The organism is Nocardia sp. NPDC057353, from assembly GCF_042667085.1.
Lineage (GTDB): Bacteria > Actinomycetota > Actinomycetes > Mycobacteriales > Mycobacteriaceae > Nocardia.
The window spans coordinates 1-15,371 of the sequence record NZ_JBHVAK010000070.1; the positions used below are offsets into that span (position 1 = coordinate 1).

Here is a 15,371-nt window from a genome sequence, read left to right on the forward strand (position 1 = left end):
GTGCCACCGGCACTCGCCCCGCTGCCCGGAACCGTCACGGCTCCGATTCGGCCTCCCCGGCCGGATCCTGTTCGACCCGACCGCGTTTCGGATTCCGGCCCGCCTGGTCGAGCGCGAGCCGGAGCGCGAACTCCATCTGGGCGTTCACACTGCGCAGGTCGTCGGCGGCCCACCTGGCGATCGCGTCGTACACCGCCGGATCCAGGCGGAGCAGGAGTTTCTTGCGTTCTGCCATCCGGGCCCCCGCTCAGCCGTAGAGCGAGCCCGCGTTGACCACGGGCTGCGTCGGCCGGTCCCCGCAGAGCACCACCAGCAGGTTGGAGACCATGGTGGCGCGGCGCTCCTCGTCCAGCTCGACGACGCCCTGCTCGCTGAGCCGGTCCAGCGCCAGCCCGACCATCCCGACCGCGCCCTCCACGATCCTGGTGCGCGCCGCCACCACCTGCGCGGCCTGCTGCCGCACCAGCATGGCCTGGGCGATCTCCGGGGCGTAGGCGAGGTGCGTGATCCTGGCCTCCAGCACCTCGATGCCCGCCAGCCCGGTGCGCTCGCGCAGTTCGACGGTGAGCTCCTCGGCGACCTCGGCGCCGTCCCGCAGGCTGGTGCCGCCGTCCTCGTGCGAGTCGTACGGGTGCGTGGTCGCCAGGTGCCGGACCGCCGCCTCGGACTGGGTCTCGACGTACTCCTCGTAGTCGTCCACCGCGAAGGCCGCCTTGAAGCTGTCCACCACCCGGTAGACCACGACCGCCGCGATCTCGACCGGGCTGCCGTCGGCGTCGTTGACCTTCAGCTTCTGCGTCTCGAAGTTGCGCACCCGCAGCGAGATGACCTTGCGGTCGGTGAGCGGGAGCACCGCGAAGAACCCCGGCTCGCTGACCGAGCCGATGTAGCGGCCGAAGAACTGGACGATCTTCGCCTCGTTCGGGTTCACCACGGTCAGGCCGGTGGCCAGGATCAGCACGACGACGGCGAGCACGGTGGCGGCGATCGCGGCGATCAGCGCAGGGGCGCTGCCGTCGCGGCTCGCCACCACGAAGCCGTAGGCGGCGGCCGCACCGAAGCCGAGCGTGAGCACGAACCACGCCACCAGAACCGCGAATCCGTTGACGCGCCATGCGGGTCGGAACTCCATGACATCCTCCCAGTATCAAAGTGATATCACCACGATAGCAGGGAGCGCGGTTCGCCGGAAGGGTCAGTGCGCGGGCACGATGGCGCGGGTGGCGCGGAAGCGGGCGGCGGGGTCGTACTCGGCCTTGAGCGCGGCCAGCCGGGCGTAGGTCGCGGGCGTGAAACCGGCCCTGGTCTGCGCCTCGCCCGCCGCGTCGGCGGCGCCGTAGAGGAAGCCGAGCTGGTGCCCCACGGTCACGGGGGCCAGTGCGGCGCGCACGGCGTCGAGCGCGGGGACCCGGCCGCGGCCGTCGGCGGCGGTGATCACCCGGACCAGGAACTCCGCCGCGCGGAAGTCGATGGCGGCGCCGGATTCCCCCGGCTCGCGCAGCGCGCCGCCGAGCTGCCTGATGTCGACGACGACCTCGGGGCCGGTCGCGTCGAGCAGGGCGCGCTGGGCCGCGGCGTCGAAGTGCGACAGCAGCGCGTTGGTGGCGGCGTAGCCGTGCGGCTCCGGCGGTTCGCGGTGGATGCTGCCGGACTCCGCGTACGGCATGACCCGCAGGTCGTCGGCGACCGGCGTGCCGACCGCGCGCAGCGGGGCGACCAGCCGCTCCCCCTCGGCCTCGGTACCGTCGACGGCGAAGCGCAGGATCACCGCCGAGCGGCCGCGCAGGAGCGGCGGCAGCTGGTCGAGGTCGGGGTAGGTGAGCAGCCCGGCCGAGGAGGTCACGGTGTCAGGAGTGGTCGCGGCCCAGGCGCGCCAGGCGTCCAGCACCGGTTCGGTGTGCTCGGCGTCGAAGACCAGCTGGCCGCCGTAGATCGCGGTCACCGGGAGCAGCTCCAGCTCGACGGCGGTGACCACGCCGAAGTTGCCGACGGTGCCGAGCACCGCGCCGAACAGCGCGTCGCCGGGTACCAGCCTGCGCTGCGCACCGTCGGCGGTGACCAGCTCGAGGGCGCGCACCCGGTCGGCGGCGTAGCCGTAGCGCCTGGCGAGCAGCCCGAGGCCGCTGCCGAGCAGGTAGCCGACGACGCTGACCGAGGGCGAGGAGCCGGTGAGCGGGGCGAGGCCGTGCGCCGCCGCGGCCCGCAACAGGGCGCCCGCGCGCACGCCGGCCCCGACGCGGGCGATGCGGGTCTCCGGGTCGATCCGCAGGTCATCGAGGTGGGAGGTGTCGATGAGCACGCCGCTGTCGAGCGGGACCGAGAGGCCGTGGCCGGTGGCGTGCACGCCGATCGGCAGGTCCCGCTCGGTGGCGTGCCGGACGGCGGCGGCGACCTCGCCCGCGGTCCGCGGGGTGACGATCCGGTCAGGGTTGTGGGCGTAGGCGGTCTGGAAACTCTCCATGACTCCACCCTGGCGCGCCGTAGAGTAGAAGTGAAACAGATAGTTCTGATAGATCGGATAACCGTCGATTATGGAACTGCGCCACCTGCGCTACTTCGTCGCGATCGTCGACGAGGGCGGCTTCACCCGGGCCGCCGAGCGGCTGCACGTCACCCAGCCGGGGTTGAGCGCGCAGCTGCGGCAGCTGGAGAAGGAGCTCGGGCTGCCGCTGCTGCACCGGACGGGCAGGCGGGTGGCGCTCACCGAGGCGGGGGCGGCGGTGCTGCCGCACGCCAGGGCGGCGCTGGCCGCGGCGGAGCGAGCCGGGCGGGTGGCGGAGGAGTTCACCGGGCTGCTGCGTGGGCAGGTGCGGATCGGGCTCGTCACCGGGGCCACCGCGGACGAGTTCGACGTGGCGGAGGCGCTCGCCGGGTTCCACGCCGCGCACCCCGGTGTCACCATCGGCCTCACCGAGGACACCTCCGCCGCGATGCTGGCGGCGGTGCTGCGCGGAGAGCTGGACGCCGCGCTGGTCTCGCTCACCAGCGACCCGCCGGACCCCCGGCTCGGGGTGCAGATCGTGCTGGACACCCCGGTGGTCGCGGCGGTGCCTGCGGACGCCGATGAATTCGGGGCGGCGCTGGAGCTGCGCGCGCTGCGCGGCCGACCGCTGATCTGCCTGCCCACCGGCACCGGGGTCAGGGCCGAGCTGGAGACGGCGTGCGCGGCGGCGGGGTTCCGCGCCGAGGTCGCCTTCGAGGCGGCCGCTCCCCCGCTGCTGCTGCGGCTCGCCGCGCGCGGGCTCGGAATCGCCGTCGTGCCCGGGCTCGGGCCCGAGGAGGCGGCTGCCTTCGGCGTCCGCGCGATCCCCCTGGTCCCCGAGATCCGCGGGCGCCTCGCCCTGGCCTGGAACGCCGAGCACTCCCGCGGCCCCGCGGCGACGGCCTTGGTCGGCGCACTCCGCGCGGCTTTCGCTTCGGCCTGAAGCACCCCCTGGCGCGCCCGCCGCACGGGCGCGTTCGCCCTGCCTGGGCGGCAGCGTCGGGTTACAGCAGCCGGGACAGGAACGCCTGCGTGCGTTCCTGTTTCGGCGCCGCCAGCACCTCTTTCGGCGCCCCGGACTCCACCACGACCCCGCCGTCCATGAACACCAGCTGGTCGGCGACCTCGCGGGCGAAGCCCATCTCGTGCGTCACCACCACCATGGTCATGCCGTCGGCGGCCAGCTCGCGCATGACGGTCAGCACCTCGCCGACCAGCTCCGGGTCGAGCGCGGAGGTGGGCTCGTCGAAGAGCATGAGCTTGAGGTCCATGGCCAGCGCCCGCGCGATGGCGACGCGCTGCTGCTGCCCGCCGGAGAGCTGGGCGGGGTAGGCGTTCGCCTTCTCCACCATGCCGACCCGGTCCAGCAGCTCCTTGGCCCGCGCCACCGCGTCCGCCTTGCGGATCCGCTTCACCTGGGTGGGCGCCTCGATCAGGTTCTCCAGCGCGGTGCGGTGCGGGAACAGGTTGAAGTGCTGGAACACCATGCCGATCTCGCGGCGCTGCTTCGCCGCGACCCGTGGGTGCAGCTCGTAGAGCTTGCCGTTCTTCTCCCGGTACCCGACCAGCTCGCCGTCCACATAGAGCCTGCCCGCGTTCACCTGCTCCAGGTGGTTGATGCAGCGCAGGAAGGTGGACTTGCCGGATCCGGACGGCCCGATCAGGCAGAGCACCTCGCCGCGCGCCACCTCCAGCGAGACCCCGCGCAGCACCCGGAGCGCGCCGAAGCTCTTGCACACCCGGTCCGCCCGGATCATCGGTTCGGTCACCGCGGCTCCACCACCTTCTGCGCGTCGGCCAGCTCCCGCAGCTGCTTGGCGGTGAGCTGGCGGGAGGCCCCGCGCGAGTAGTACCGCTCCAGGTAGAACTGCCCGACCATGAGCACGCTGGTGATCGCCAGGTACCAGGTCGCGGTCACCAGCAGCAGCGGGATCGGCTGGAAGTTCACCCCGTAGATGTCCCTGGCCCGGCCGTAGAGGTCGGTGCTGAGCGGGATCGCGGTCACCAGCGAGGTGGTCTTGAGCATGCCGATCAGCTCGTTGCCGGTGGGCGGGATGATCACCCGCATGGCCTGCGGCAGCACCGTGCGGCGCATGGTCTGGCTCCAGGACATGCCGAGCGCCGTCGAGGCCTCGCGCTGCCCCTCGCCCACCGAGTTGATCCCGGCGCGCACGATCTCGGCCATGTACGCGGCCTCGTTCAGCCCGAGCCCGATCACCGCGAAGGCGAACGCGGCCTGCAGCCCCTGCACGTCCAGCTCGAAGAAGCTCGGCCCGAACGGCACCCCGAGCTGGACCTGCCGGTACAGCGAGGGAACCAGCCCCCAGAACACCAGCTGCACGAAGACCGGGGTGCCGCGGAAGATCCACAGGTACACCCAGGCGGTGGCGCGCAGCACCGGGTTCGGCGAGAGCCGCATGACCGCGAGGACGGTGCCGAGCAGCACCGCGATCAGCATGGCGAGCACGGTGAGCTCGAGCGTCACCACCGCGCCCGCGACGATGCGCTCGTCGCGCAGGTAGGCCCAGTAGGTGTCCCAGCGGTATGCCTCGTTGGTGGCGGCGCCGTAGAGGAAGAGCCCGACCAGCGCCAGGATCAGCCCGGCCGCGATCCAGCGGCCGGGCCTGCGCAGCGGGACCGCCTTGATCGGCTCCGGTTCGGCGCTCTCCGGCTTGGCGGTGTCGACCGCCATCTCAGCTGGTCGCGCCGTTGATCACCGAGGTGGTGATGGCGCCGTCCTGCACACCCCAGTTCTCCGTGATGGTCCTGTACTGCCCGTTGTCGATCAGGTGCTGCACCGCCTTCTGCAGCGCCGCGGCCAGCGGCGAGCCCTTCGGCACGGCCCAGCCGTACGGCGCGGAGTCGAACACCGGCCCGGCGGACTCGATCTTGCCGCCGCCCTGCTTGATGGCGTACGCGGTGACCGGCGAGTCGGCGGACATGGCGTCCACCTGCCCGAGCACCAGCGCGTTGGTGGCCTGGCTCTGCTCGTCGAAGGCCTGGATGTCGATGGCGGGCTTGCCCGCGGCCACGCAAGCGGTGCTCTTGGCGGGCACCTCGTCGGTGTGCTCGACGGTGGTGGCCTGCACCGCGACCTTCTTGCCGCAGGCGTTCTCCGGGTCGACCGGCTTGCCGGTCTGCTGCGCCCACTGGATGCCCGCGTTGAAGTAGGTGGTGAAGTCCACCTGCTCCTCGCGCTCCTTGGAGTCGGTGATCGAGGACATGCCGACGTCGTAGGTGCCCGCCTGGATGGCCGGGATGATCTTCTCGAAGGCGGACTCCACGTACTCGGGCTGGATGCCGAGGACGCCGGTCACGGCGTTCATCAGGTCGACGTCGAAGCCGACGATCTTGCCGGAGGCGTCCTTGTACTCGTTCGGCTGGTAGGGCACGTTGACCCCGATCACCAGCTTGCCGGACTGCTTCTGCTTGTCCGGCAGCTGCGCGGCGATGGCGTCGACCTTCTCGACCTGGACCTTCTCCGCCTCGTTCCCGGAGCCCGCGTCCTCGGTATTGCTGGTGCACCCGGTCAGGACGAGCGCGCCACCGGTCAGGACACACATCACCCGCAGGGCACGCCTGCCAAGCACCGATCGAACAGCCACAGCAGCCCTCCACACGTCGTCATCGCACAATCCGGGCGGCACCGCCCGTTCGGCAAATCTAGGCGACCGGCACCGTCCGTGGTGGCACAGTAACCGAACATTAATGCCGGGTAACGTCCGCCCGCGGCATTACGGCGAGCCGAGCGCCCGTTCGACCGCGGCGGTGAACTCGCTGGTGGTGGCGGTGCCGCCGAGATCGGGGGTGGCGATGCCCGCCGCGAGCACCCCGCCGAGCGCGCGGTCCAGCGCAGCCGCCGCCGTCAGCACCCGTTGATCGCCGCCGCGCTCGCCGAGCCAGCGCAGCAACAGCGCAGCACTGCCCTGCAGCGCAACCGGATTCGCGATGCCGCGGCCCGCGATGTCCGGTGCGGCGCCGTGCACCGCCTGCGCCATGGCCCGGCTCGCCGAGCAGTTCACCGAGGGTGCGGTGCCGAGCGATCCGCTCAGCTCACCGGCCAGATCGGAGAGGATGTCGCCGAACAGGTTCTCGGTCACCAGCACGTCGTAGTCGGCGGGGGCGCGAACCAGGTGCGCCGCGGCCGCGTCGACGTGCTCGTCCACCACCGTCACCTCCGGGTACTCGGCGGCGACCGCGTAGCAGACCGACCGGAAGAGCCCCATCGTCAGCGGGAGCACATTGGCCTTGTGCACGATGGTGAGGCGGTTGCGCCGGGCCCTGGCCAGCCGGAACGCCTCGTGCGCGATGGCGGTGCTGCCCGCCCTGGTGATCACCGCGACCGCGAGCGCGACGTCCGGCGTCGGCGCGAACTCCCCCGACCCGATCGCCATGTTCCGGTCGGCGTAGAAGCCCTCGGTGTTCTCCCGCACGATCACCAGGTCGATATCGGGCGCCACCGCGCGCACGCCCGGGAACGCCCTGGCCGGGCGGATGTTCGCGAAGAGCCGGAAGTGCCTGCGGATCCGCCCGCTCGGCGGGTCGGCGTGCCCGCCCGGGTAGGAGGCATTGTCGTGCGGGCCGAGGATCCAGGCGTCCACCCGCTCCAGCTCGCGCAGCGTCCGCTCCGGCACCGCGTCGCCGAACTCGTCCAGCGCGGCGCGCCCGTACGGCAGCGGCACCCACCCGACCGGCGGCGCGCCCGCCGCGGCGAGCGCCGCGTCGACCACCGCCGTGGTGGCCGCCACCACCTCCGGGCCGATGCCGTCGCCGTCCAGTACGCCGAGCCGCAGCCCGCCCTCCGTGCTTCCGCTCACCGGTTCATCGTGGCGCGCGGTTCCGGCGCGCGGGACCGCGGGGTCGGTTACCGTCGGACGATCATGGTGCAGTCCGTCGAACTGCTGCTGGACGCGGCGGCCGAGGCCGCGGTGCGGGCGCAGTGGCAGGCGCTCGCCGCGGCCGGGCTGCCCAGCCAGGCCGCGCACACCGGTGCCTCGAACCGGCCGCACATCACCGCCGCGGTCGCCGCCGAGCTGCCGCCTGCGGCCGAGGCCGCGCTGTTCGAGCTGAAGTTCGAGCCCTTCCCGGTCACCGTCGGCAGCCTCATGGTCTTCGGCGTGAAACGGCTGGTCCTGGTCCGGCTGGTGATCCCGACCCGCGCGCTGCTCGACCTGCACCGCGCGGTGCACGCCGCGATCGGGGCCGCGCCCGGCGTTCCCGAGCACGTCGCCCCCGATTCCTGGACCCCGCACGTGACGCTGGCGAAGCGGGTTCCGCCGGAGCGGCTCGGCGCGGCGGCGGGGCTGGTCGCGGCCGACGGTGATTCCCCGGCTGAGGTCGTGGGTATTCGCCGATGGGACGGCGATCGGCGCCGCGAGTGGCCGGTCCGTGGAAGATAAGTCGGTACGCCCGCGTTACAGCAGGCACACGCAACGAGAGGACGACATGGCCACCCAGACGCTGACCCAGCAGAACTTCGACGAGGTTGTGACCGGGAACGACGTGGTACTCGTCGATTTCTGGGCCTCGTGGTGCGGTCCGTGCAAGAGCTTCGCGCCCACCTTCGAGGCGTCCGCCGACAAGCACCCCGACGTGGTGCACGGCAAGGTGGACACCGAGGCCGAGCAGAGCCTCGCCGCCGCCGCCAACATCCGCTCGATCCCGACCATCATGGCGTTCCGCGAGGGCGTGCTGGTCTTCGCGCAGCCCGGCGCGCTGCCCCCGGCCGCGCTGGAGGACCTGGTCTCCCAGGTGAAGGCGCTGGACATGGACGAGGTGCGCAAGCAGCTCGCCGAGCAGCAGCCCGCCGCGGAATAACCGATCAGTTCGGAGTAGGTCGACGTAGGCAGTCCATCGAGCAGGGCTCGTGCACAGCCCGGGCAGCGGAAACGCCCGGGCTGTGGCGGGGTCACAACTCGAAGTGGCCCTGCGGCACGCCTTTCGTCAGCGATCTCGAGCGCCTACCACCGATGATCATCCGGCTGAACTCAGCTTCGATTCCGCTGCGCGAATGGTTGCGTACAACGTAGCGCCGATCTCACCGATGACAGCGGGACTGTCGGCAGCCTCGATACTCAGCCGGCCGTCGAAGGTATAGAAGAAGACGGCACCGTCACCGAGCGCCCCCAACTTTCGCGCTGTAACCCGCTCGGCATCGTGGACCATGGTGATGCAGAAGTCGGTGATGCGCAGTCCCGGTGGTGTGCTCGGGACGGGAACAATTCCCACATTGGTGGCGAAGACCATCCCGGGTGGCAGGAGAGTGTCTTCGCTATCGATGGGTGTCTCGGCAGCCCGCAGCGGTCCCTGCTGGATGATGCCCGCGGAGAGGCCGGCGTCCAGCATCGCGCCGATCCCGCGGGCCAGGTCGAGCACCCCGGCGTTGTCGTCGACCGGCTGGTAGAAACCGGTGCCGACGACGTTGGTTCCCTCGGTCCCCCCCAATGGGCGGAACCACCCTGTCACGCAGATCAACCGGGTAGCAGTACAGCAGCTCGGACAGCCTCGCATTCCGAATCCTGGCCCTGGCCAGCAGAATGGCTCCGCCGATCAGGCCGTTGATCGTCACCACCTCTTCGCGGCACAGCGCTGCGAGCGTGGCGGTTTGAGCTGTCGACAACCTGATGCGTGTCGGCTGCGGATACTCGAAACAGTCTGCTGGTAGCAGTCCGAATTGCGGTGCAGACGTGTTCGGTTCCCCTGCGGTCATGGATCCGACACCGGCGGGGATGCGGCCCGGTGCACCGAGAGTTCCGGAGACCGGTGGATCAGCGAACTCGGCAGGGGCGAGCTTGTCGATGCCACGGGCGAGCAGCAGGTCTTCGACGGGCAGCGGGTAGTCACGCACCCGCTCCGCCACCTGCCTCCCTGCGGCGATCTCGGTGTAGTACGTCCACAACTCGCCGAACAGCGTCAGGCCGTGCCGCCCATCGGCGACGCTGTGATGAACGAACAGGGTGATGCTCGCGGTCTCCACGCCGCGCACGACGACCAACCCGCTCACCGAGCGATTCTGACGCAGTGTCGTGGTACCGGCTGCCCGCCGCGGGTCGCCGACCAGGACAGAAATCGGCGGCATGGTTCCACGCGCCGCCATGAGCGAGTAACCGGTCGCAGTCGCTTCGATCCGCCCCTTCAGGACCGGATAGTTGCTCACCAATGTCTCGTAGGCCCTGGTCAGGATTTCGAGATCGGGGTGAGCGGATAGATGAGCGACATTCCCGGTGTAATATTCGACGTGCGCGAAATACATCTCGCTCGGTGCCAGCGGCCTGATCTGGACGCTACCGGTCAACGGTGACTGTTCTTCCCGCGGATCGGTTGCCGCTGATGCTTTCAGCATTCCACCTCGTCCCGAGAATTCTTGGATCGGTCGGTTCTGGTGAACACGATGGGAATCCAGGGCAGAAATTCGGGACCGCCTGCCGGGAACTCGATGATCATATCCGGATCTGCGGCGGCGCCGAGCGCCGAGAAAGCACTTCGGCTGTAGGCACGGAGTGTTCCGATCAGCGAGTCGTGCAGGAACAGAGGTACGGCCGACGGCGGAGAGACCATCAGCACCGCGATCGCGGTGGGTATGAGCAGCAGTGGAGCGAGCAGGATTCCCGGGGTCGAGGAGCGTTCCAAATCGATCACCAGGAACTTCTTACCGACACGAGTCGCATCGGCAATTACCTTGACAGCGTCGCCGGGCGGAAGGTGATGCATGGAGACCGCGAATACCACGAGATCGAAGCTGTTCTCCGGTTCATCGATATCAGTGGCATCGATCACCTTGACCGTGCATCGCGGGTCTTCGCCCAGTGGACCGGCGGCGATATTCGCCACCGATCCCGGATCGAGGTCGCTCACGGTCACTTCGGCGGAGGGGTGAAGACGCAGGATCTCAGCCGAAACGCCGCCGTGACCCGCGCCGATCTCCAGGATTCTGGGATTGTCCAACCCCTCGATCTGAGCCAGCACCATCTGCGCGTTCAACGCATGGAGGCCGAAGCGTTCACCGAAACGATCGAGGGTCCCGATCACCTTTTGCTTGATGTTATCCGAGATATCGTAGCGATCGGTGATCTCCGGACGTTTTGTTTGCAGTCGGCGGTTGATCCACGATGCATCCGGGCCACCGCGGGGCATTTTGCTGATCTCGACGGTGGGGTGGCTGTTTGTCATTTTCCTTCTTGTCATATCCGCAGATTCAATTGCTTTCGCCTCGGCAGACCGATCAACTCGATGCCAGTATCATCATCGGTCTTCGAGGTTGTCAACGGAAAGCAGGAGTTCTGTGGCCGACCGGTCCCGACGTAGGGGCGTGACAGGGGTATCAATTCAGGGGGAACAACTCATAACCTCATTGCGGCTCGGGATATCAACTATCCAGCCTGCGCCGGGCAAGAGACGGAAATGCGACCGCGCCTCGACCGGCGACCGATTCTCTGCGCATTCTCCGATGCGCTGTCCTGATTCGGATTGTCCCGGACGACGAGGGCCGCTCACGATCCGTGAGCGGCCCTCGATTCGTTCGGGAGGTGCCGGTCAGGCACCGAGCCCGTTCACGCCCGCGATCATGGCGCGGACGGTGGATTCCAGGCCGTCGTCGGCGAGCGCGGCGCCCCAGCCGCGGCGGCCGTTCAGCTCACAGCGGACGAAGGTCGCGGTTCCGGCGGCGGTGCGGCGCTGGTGGAACTGCAGGATCTCGACGGGGTACCCCTCGGTGTAGAGCGCCGAGGTCATGGCGGCCACCGGGCTGCCGGTGGCGACCACGCTGCGCAGCCGGTCGGCGAACTCGAGGGTGGCGGTGAAGCAGGCGCTGCGGCTGTCCGCGGGCGACCAGTCGCCCAGTCGGATCGGGCCCGCCTCGCCGAGGTAGCGGGATTGGAAGTCGGAGTCGGTGAGCCCGGCGCACTCGGACCGCAGGGCGGCGGGGGCGGCGGTGCGGAAGGTATCGATGTCCAGCGTCAACATGGTCATGGCAGATTTGGTCTTCCCGGAGGGTCTTTTCCGAATGGGACAGGGGTGACCAGCAGTAACGTTCGAGGAAGCCCGCAGCGAGGGGGCTGGTCCGAATCAGACCTCGCTACGGCGAGCTACTACGAGAAGTCGCCGCGCCACCATCGCGGTGAGCGGAATGCGCGCGGCGCGATCGCGGTCTGCGATATCGAGCGCTGCGGCGCGGTGGCGGGCGGGGTACGGCACGGCTTTCACAATAGGGATGTCGCCCGGAGATGGCAACCGCGTTAACACCCGATTCCCGCGCTACCGGGAAGTAGTGTTCGCGCAGCTCACGGCGGGTGCTGTGCGCGAGGTCACGGGGCGGGGGCGGTGGTGCCGGGGGCGCATGAGTACCCCGCGGTCCGATTCGCCCGGCGACTCATGCGCTAACCCCCGCGACGTCGCCCCGGTCACAGTGGGGAACCCCAGGTTCAGATCGCGCGTCCAAACCCATGTCGGACGGCGCAGCCGGCGCCGATCCGAAAGAAGAAGTCCGCGAATCGCTTTCGCGGGCCCGGCAGCGGGGGAAGGGAAGAGCGAGCATGATCCAGCCGACCGACGACACGGTGCGCGCCGAACATCATCTGACGGAGATCCTCGGCCCGGGGGTGCAGTTCCGCTCGGTGCCCTTCGAACGCGGCTGGGTCTGCACCCCCCTGCCCGAGGACGCGGCGGCGGTGCGGTTCGTGGTCGACTCCGGCACCGGGGAGGTCTACGAGTACACCGCGCTCGGCGAGTACGAGGTGGCCGCCGACTACAGCGCGGCGGGCGCGGAGGGCAGGGAGCCGCGCGGCGTCCGCATCCACCCGGTGCGCTGGCAGGTCGAGTACGAGCTCGGCAACGGTGACGACCGCTCCGCCCGCTACCTGGTCGCCGCCCGCTGCACCGGCCGCTCCCCCGAGCCGGACGAGGACTTCGAGCTCACCTTGGACCTGGACACCAACCGCTACCAGCCCGCGGGCACGGTGGCCTGGCAGGTCTGGGTCCGGGTGGTGCAGCAGCACCGCGCCGAGGGCGCGTGGCCCGCGCGGGGCGCGCTGGAGTTCTGACGCGGACCGGCCCGCGCGGGCAGGGGGCGCGCGGGCCGTTCGACACCGACGGGCAGCCCCGACCGCGTCGGGCCGGGGACACGACCGCGCCGGGCCGCGGTCAGTGCGCGGCGGCGTTCCAGCTGCGCCCGGTGCCCACCGAGACGTCCAGCGGCACCGACATCTCGATCACCGCCGACATCTCCGCCCGCGCCAGCCGCTCCAGCTCGTCCCGCTCGCCCGCGGCGACCTCGAAGACCAGCTCGTCGTGGATCTGCAGCAGCATCCGGGAGCGCAGCCCCGCGGCCTCGATCGCCCGGTGCACATTGATCATGGCGACCTTGATGATGTCGGCGGCGGTGCCCTGGATCGGGGCGTTCAGCGCCATCCGCTCGGCGGCCTCGCGGCGCTGCCGATTGCTGGTGTCCAGGTCGGGCAGGTAGCGGCGGCGGCCGAAGAGCGTCTGCGTGTAGCCGACCTTGCGGGCCTGCTCGACCACCTCGTACAGGTAGTCCCGGATCCGGCCGAAGCGGGCGAAGTAGGTCTCCATCTGCTCCTTCGCCTCGGCGGTGCTGATCTTGAGCTGGGCGGAGAGGCCGAAGGCGCTCAGGCCGTAGGCCAGGCCGTACGACATGGCCTTGATCCGACGCCGCATCTCCGGGTGCACCTCGGAGATCGGGATGTCGAAGGCCTTGGAGGCGACGAAGGTGTGCAGGTCCTCGCCGGAGTTGAAGGCCTCGATCAGCCCCTCGTCGCCGGAGAGGTGCGCCATGATCCGCATCTCGATCTGGCTGTAGTCGGCGGTCATGAGCTCGGCGTAGTCGGCGCCGACGACGAAGGTGTCGCGGATCTGCCTGCCGGTGTCGGTGCGGATCGGGATGTTCTGCAGGTTCGGCTCGGTCGACGAGAGCCTGCCGGTGGCGGCGATGGTCTGGTTGAAGGTGGTGTGGATGCGGCCGTCGTCGGCCACCGACTTGAGCAGCCCGTCCACCGTGACCTTGAGCCGGGTGGCGTCCCGGTGCGCGAGCAGGTGCTCCAGGAACGGGTGCTCGGTCTTCTCGAAGAGCGACTCCAGCGCGTCCGCGTCGGTGGTGTAGCCGGTCTTGGTGCGCTTGGTCTTCGGCATCTCCAGCTCGTCGAAGAGCACCACCTGCAGCTGCTTGGGCGAGCCGAGGTTGATCTGCTTGCCGATCACGCCGTAGGCCGCCTCGGCGGCGTCGTTCACCTTGTCCGCGAAGGTGCGCTGCAGGGTGCCCAGCTGCTCGGTGTCGACCGCGATGCCGGACTCCTCCAGGGTGGCGAGCACGCCGAGCAGCGGCAGCTCCATCTCGGTGAGCAGCGGCACCGACTCGATCTTCGCCAGCTCCTCGTCCAGCGCGTCGGCCAGGTCGGCGACGGCGCGGGCGCGCAGCATCTCGGCGGTGGCCAGCTCGACGTCGGCGGCGTCCTCGGAGTCGAGCAGCGAGAGCTGCGGGGTCTCGTCCACCTCGGCGCGCAGCTCGCGGCGCAGGTAGCGCAGCGAGAGGTCGTCCAGGTTGAAGCTGCGCTGCCCGGGGCGGACCAGGTAGGCGGCGAGCGCGGTGTCGGTGGCGAGCCCGCCCAGGGTCCAGCCGCGGCCGCGCAGCGCGTGCATGGCGGCCTTGGCCTCGTGCAGCGCCTTGGGGACGTCGGGGTCGGCCAGCCAGGCGCCGAGCGCCGCCTCGTCCTCCGGGGTGAGGATCGTGGTGTCGATGTAGCCGCCCTCGCCGTCGGCCGCCGCGATGGCCAGCGCGCGCACGTCACCCGCGGCCGGGCTGCCGCTGCCGACCACCGAGAGGCCGTGCCTGGCACCGGCTCTCGCGTGCTCGGCGAGCCACTCCCCGACCGCGCCGACCTCCAGCGCGCCGCCGCTGATCTCGAAGCCGGACTCCGCCTCCGGCTCCGGCGGGGCCAGCGTCTCGAAGAGCCGGTCGCGCAGCACCCGGAACTCCAGGTCGTCGAAGAGCTGGTGGATCTTGTTCCGGTCCCACGGCGCCTGCGCCAGCTGCTCGGGGGTGTACGGCAGCGGGACGTCCTTGACCAGCTCGGTGAGCTGCCGGTTCAGCACCACGCTGCTCAGGTTGGCGCGCAGCGCGTCGCCGACCTTGCCCTTGACCTCGTCCACCCGGTCGACCAGGGCGTTCAGGTCGCCGAACTCGCGGATCCACTTGGCGGCGGTCTTCTCGCCGACGCCGGGGATGCCGGGCAGGTTGTCGCTCGGGTCGCCGCGCAGCGCCGCGTAGTCCGGGTACTGGGCCGGGGTGAGGCCGTACTTGGTCTGCACCTCGTCCGGGGTGAAGCGGGTCAGGTCGGAGACGCCCTTGCGCGGGTAGAGCACGGTGACATCGTCGTTCACCAGCTGGATGGCGTCGCGGTCGCCGGTGACGACCAGGATCCGGAAGCCGTCGCGCAGCGCCTGGGTGGTGAGGGTGGCGATCACGTCGTCGGCCTCGTACCCCTCGATCGCCATCACCGGGATGCCCATCGCGTCGAGCACGTCCTTGGTCAGCTCCACCTGGCCGCGGAACTCGTCCGGGGTGGCGCTGCGGTTGCCCTTGTACTCCGGGTACGCCTCGGTGCGGAAGGTCGCGCGGGAGACGTCGAAGGCGGCCGCCACGTGCGTCGGCTTCTCGTCCCGGAGCAGGTTGATGAGCATGGCGGTGAAGCCGTAGACGGCGTTCGTTGTCTGTCCGGTGACGGTCTTGAAGTTCTCCGCGGGCAGCGCGAAGAAGGCGCGGTAGGCGATCGAGTGCCCGTCCAGCAGCAGCAGCGTCGGCCGGTCACCACCCGCGGTCGCGGCGGTGGACGGGGCTGGCTGCGTGGTCGGTGAAGTCACACCGGTGAGTCTAGGGACC

General features: G+C 70.2%; 16 protein-coding genes. 4 read left to right on the forward strand and 12 right to left on the reverse strand.

The window, feature by feature from the left end:
* Positions 1-34: 34 nt before the first annotated feature.
* From ACFUUZ_RS27225 to ACFUUZ_RS27235, 3 genes are all read right to left on the reverse strand, one after another.
* The gene (locus ACFUUZ_RS27225) at positions 35-235 is read right to left on the reverse strand and encodes a hypothetical protein (protein ID WP_378701058.1); all 201 of its coding nucleotides are present in this window, start codon (positions 233-235) and stop codon (positions 35-37) included.
* Positions 236-247: 12 nt separating this feature from the next.
* Positions 248-1,132, reverse strand: a complete 885-nt coding sequence (locus tag ACFUUZ_RS27230) for an SPFH domain-containing protein (protein WP_378701060.1) — start codon at positions 1,130-1,132, stop codon at positions 248-250.
* Positions 1,133-1,195: 63 nt separating this feature from the next.
* Positions 1,196-2,461, reverse strand: coding sequence for an FAD-binding oxidoreductase (locus tag ACFUUZ_RS27235; protein WP_378701061.1), 1,266 nt, complete (start codon positions 2,459-2,461; stop codon positions 1,196-1,198).
* A 70-nt stretch (positions 2,462-2,531) separates the two neighbouring features.
* Here ACFUUZ_RS27235 and ACFUUZ_RS27240 point away from each other — a divergent pair, with 70 nt between their 5' ends.
* Positions 2,532-3,425 carry a LysR family transcriptional regulator gene (locus ACFUUZ_RS27240; protein WP_378701063.1) on the forward strand — a complete coding sequence of 298 codons (894 nt, stop codon included), beginning with the start codon at positions 2,532-2,534 and terminating at the stop codon, positions 3,423-3,425.
* A 61-nt stretch (positions 3,426-3,486) separates the two neighbouring features.
* Here the strand turns inward: ACFUUZ_RS27240 and ACFUUZ_RS27245 are convergent, their stop codons facing one another.
* From ACFUUZ_RS27245 to ACFUUZ_RS27260, 4 genes are all read right to left on the reverse strand, one after another.
* Positions 3,487-4,239, reverse strand: a complete 753-nt coding sequence (locus ACFUUZ_RS27245; RefSeq protein WP_378701112.1) for an amino acid ABC transporter ATP-binding protein — start codon at positions 4,237-4,239, stop codon at positions 3,487-3,489.
* 8 nt (positions 4,240-4,247) lie between these two features.
* Positions 4,248-5,174: an amino acid ABC transporter permease gene (locus ACFUUZ_RS27250; protein WP_378701065.1), complete on the reverse strand. Its 927-nt coding sequence runs from the start codon at positions 5,172-5,174 to the stop codon at positions 4,248-4,250.
* Between the two features lies 1 nt (position 5,175).
* Entirely contained in the window at positions 5,176-6,045 is an 870-nt protein-coding gene (locus tag ACFUUZ_RS27255) for an ABC transporter substrate-binding protein (protein ID WP_378701067.1), read from the reverse strand.
* Between the two features lie 171 nt (positions 6,046-6,216).
* Entirely contained in the window at positions 6,217-7,299 is a 1,083-nt protein-coding gene (locus ACFUUZ_RS27260; protein ID WP_378701069.1) for an isocitrate/isopropylmalate dehydrogenase family protein, read from the reverse strand.
* Positions 7,300-7,362: 63 nt separating this feature from the next.
* On the opposite strand from ACFUUZ_RS27260, the gene ACFUUZ_RS27265 reads away from it, so the two are divergent.
* Both ACFUUZ_RS27265 and trxA read left to right on the forward strand, forming a co-directional pair.
* Positions 7,363-7,881: a 2'-5' RNA ligase family protein gene (locus ACFUUZ_RS27265; RefSeq protein ID WP_378701071.1), complete on the forward strand. Its 519-nt coding sequence runs from the start codon at positions 7,363-7,365 to the stop codon at positions 7,879-7,881.
* Positions 7,882-7,927: 46 nt separating this feature from the next.
* A complete protein-coding gene (gene trxA, locus ACFUUZ_RS27270; RefSeq protein WP_378701073.1) occupies positions 7,928-8,299 on the forward strand; it encodes a thioredoxin in 372 nt (123 codons plus the stop codon).
* A gap of 156 nt (positions 8,300-8,455) precedes the next feature.
* Here the strand turns inward: trxA and ACFUUZ_RS27275 are convergent, their stop codons facing one another.
* The 4 genes from ACFUUZ_RS27275 to ACFUUZ_RS27290 all read right to left on the reverse strand — a co-directional run bounded on the left by ACFUUZ_RS27275 (position 8,456) and on the right by ACFUUZ_RS27290 (position 11,449).
* Positions 8,456-8,857, reverse strand: a complete 402-nt coding sequence (locus ACFUUZ_RS27275; RefSeq protein WP_378701075.1) for a hypothetical protein — start codon at positions 8,855-8,857, stop codon at positions 8,456-8,458.
* Positions 8,754-9,824, reverse strand: a complete 1,071-nt coding sequence (locus ACFUUZ_RS27280; RefSeq protein WP_378701077.1) for a hypothetical protein — start codon at positions 9,822-9,824, stop codon at positions 8,754-8,756. Before ACFUUZ_RS27280 ends, ACFUUZ_RS27275 begins: the two co-directional genes overlap by 104 nt.
* Positions 9,818-10,651, reverse strand: coding sequence for a class I SAM-dependent methyltransferase (locus ACFUUZ_RS27285; protein WP_378701079.1), 834 nt, complete (start codon positions 10,649-10,651; stop codon positions 9,818-9,820). Before ACFUUZ_RS27285 ends, ACFUUZ_RS27280 begins: the two co-directional genes overlap by 7 nt.
* A 363-nt stretch (positions 10,652-11,014) precedes the next feature.
* Entirely contained in the window at positions 11,015-11,449 is a 435-nt protein-coding gene (locus tag ACFUUZ_RS27290) for a 2-keto-3-deoxygluconate kinase (RefSeq protein WP_378701081.1), read from the reverse strand.
* Between the two features lie 563 nt (positions 11,450-12,012).
* Between ACFUUZ_RS27290 and ACFUUZ_RS27295 the strand changes: the two genes are divergently transcribed.
* A complete protein-coding gene (locus ACFUUZ_RS27295) occupies positions 12,013-12,519 on the forward strand; it encodes a hypothetical protein (RefSeq protein WP_378701083.1) in 507 nt (168 codons plus the stop codon).
* 100 nt (positions 12,520-12,619) lie between these two features.
* Here ACFUUZ_RS27295 and polA read toward each other — a convergent pair whose 3' ends face one another.
* On the reverse strand, positions 12,620-15,352 hold the full coding sequence (gene polA / locus ACFUUZ_RS27300; RefSeq protein ID WP_378701085.1) for a DNA polymerase I: 2,733 nt from the start codon (positions 15,350-15,352) through the stop codon (positions 12,620-12,622).
* Positions 15,353-15,371: the final 19 nt, after the last annotated feature.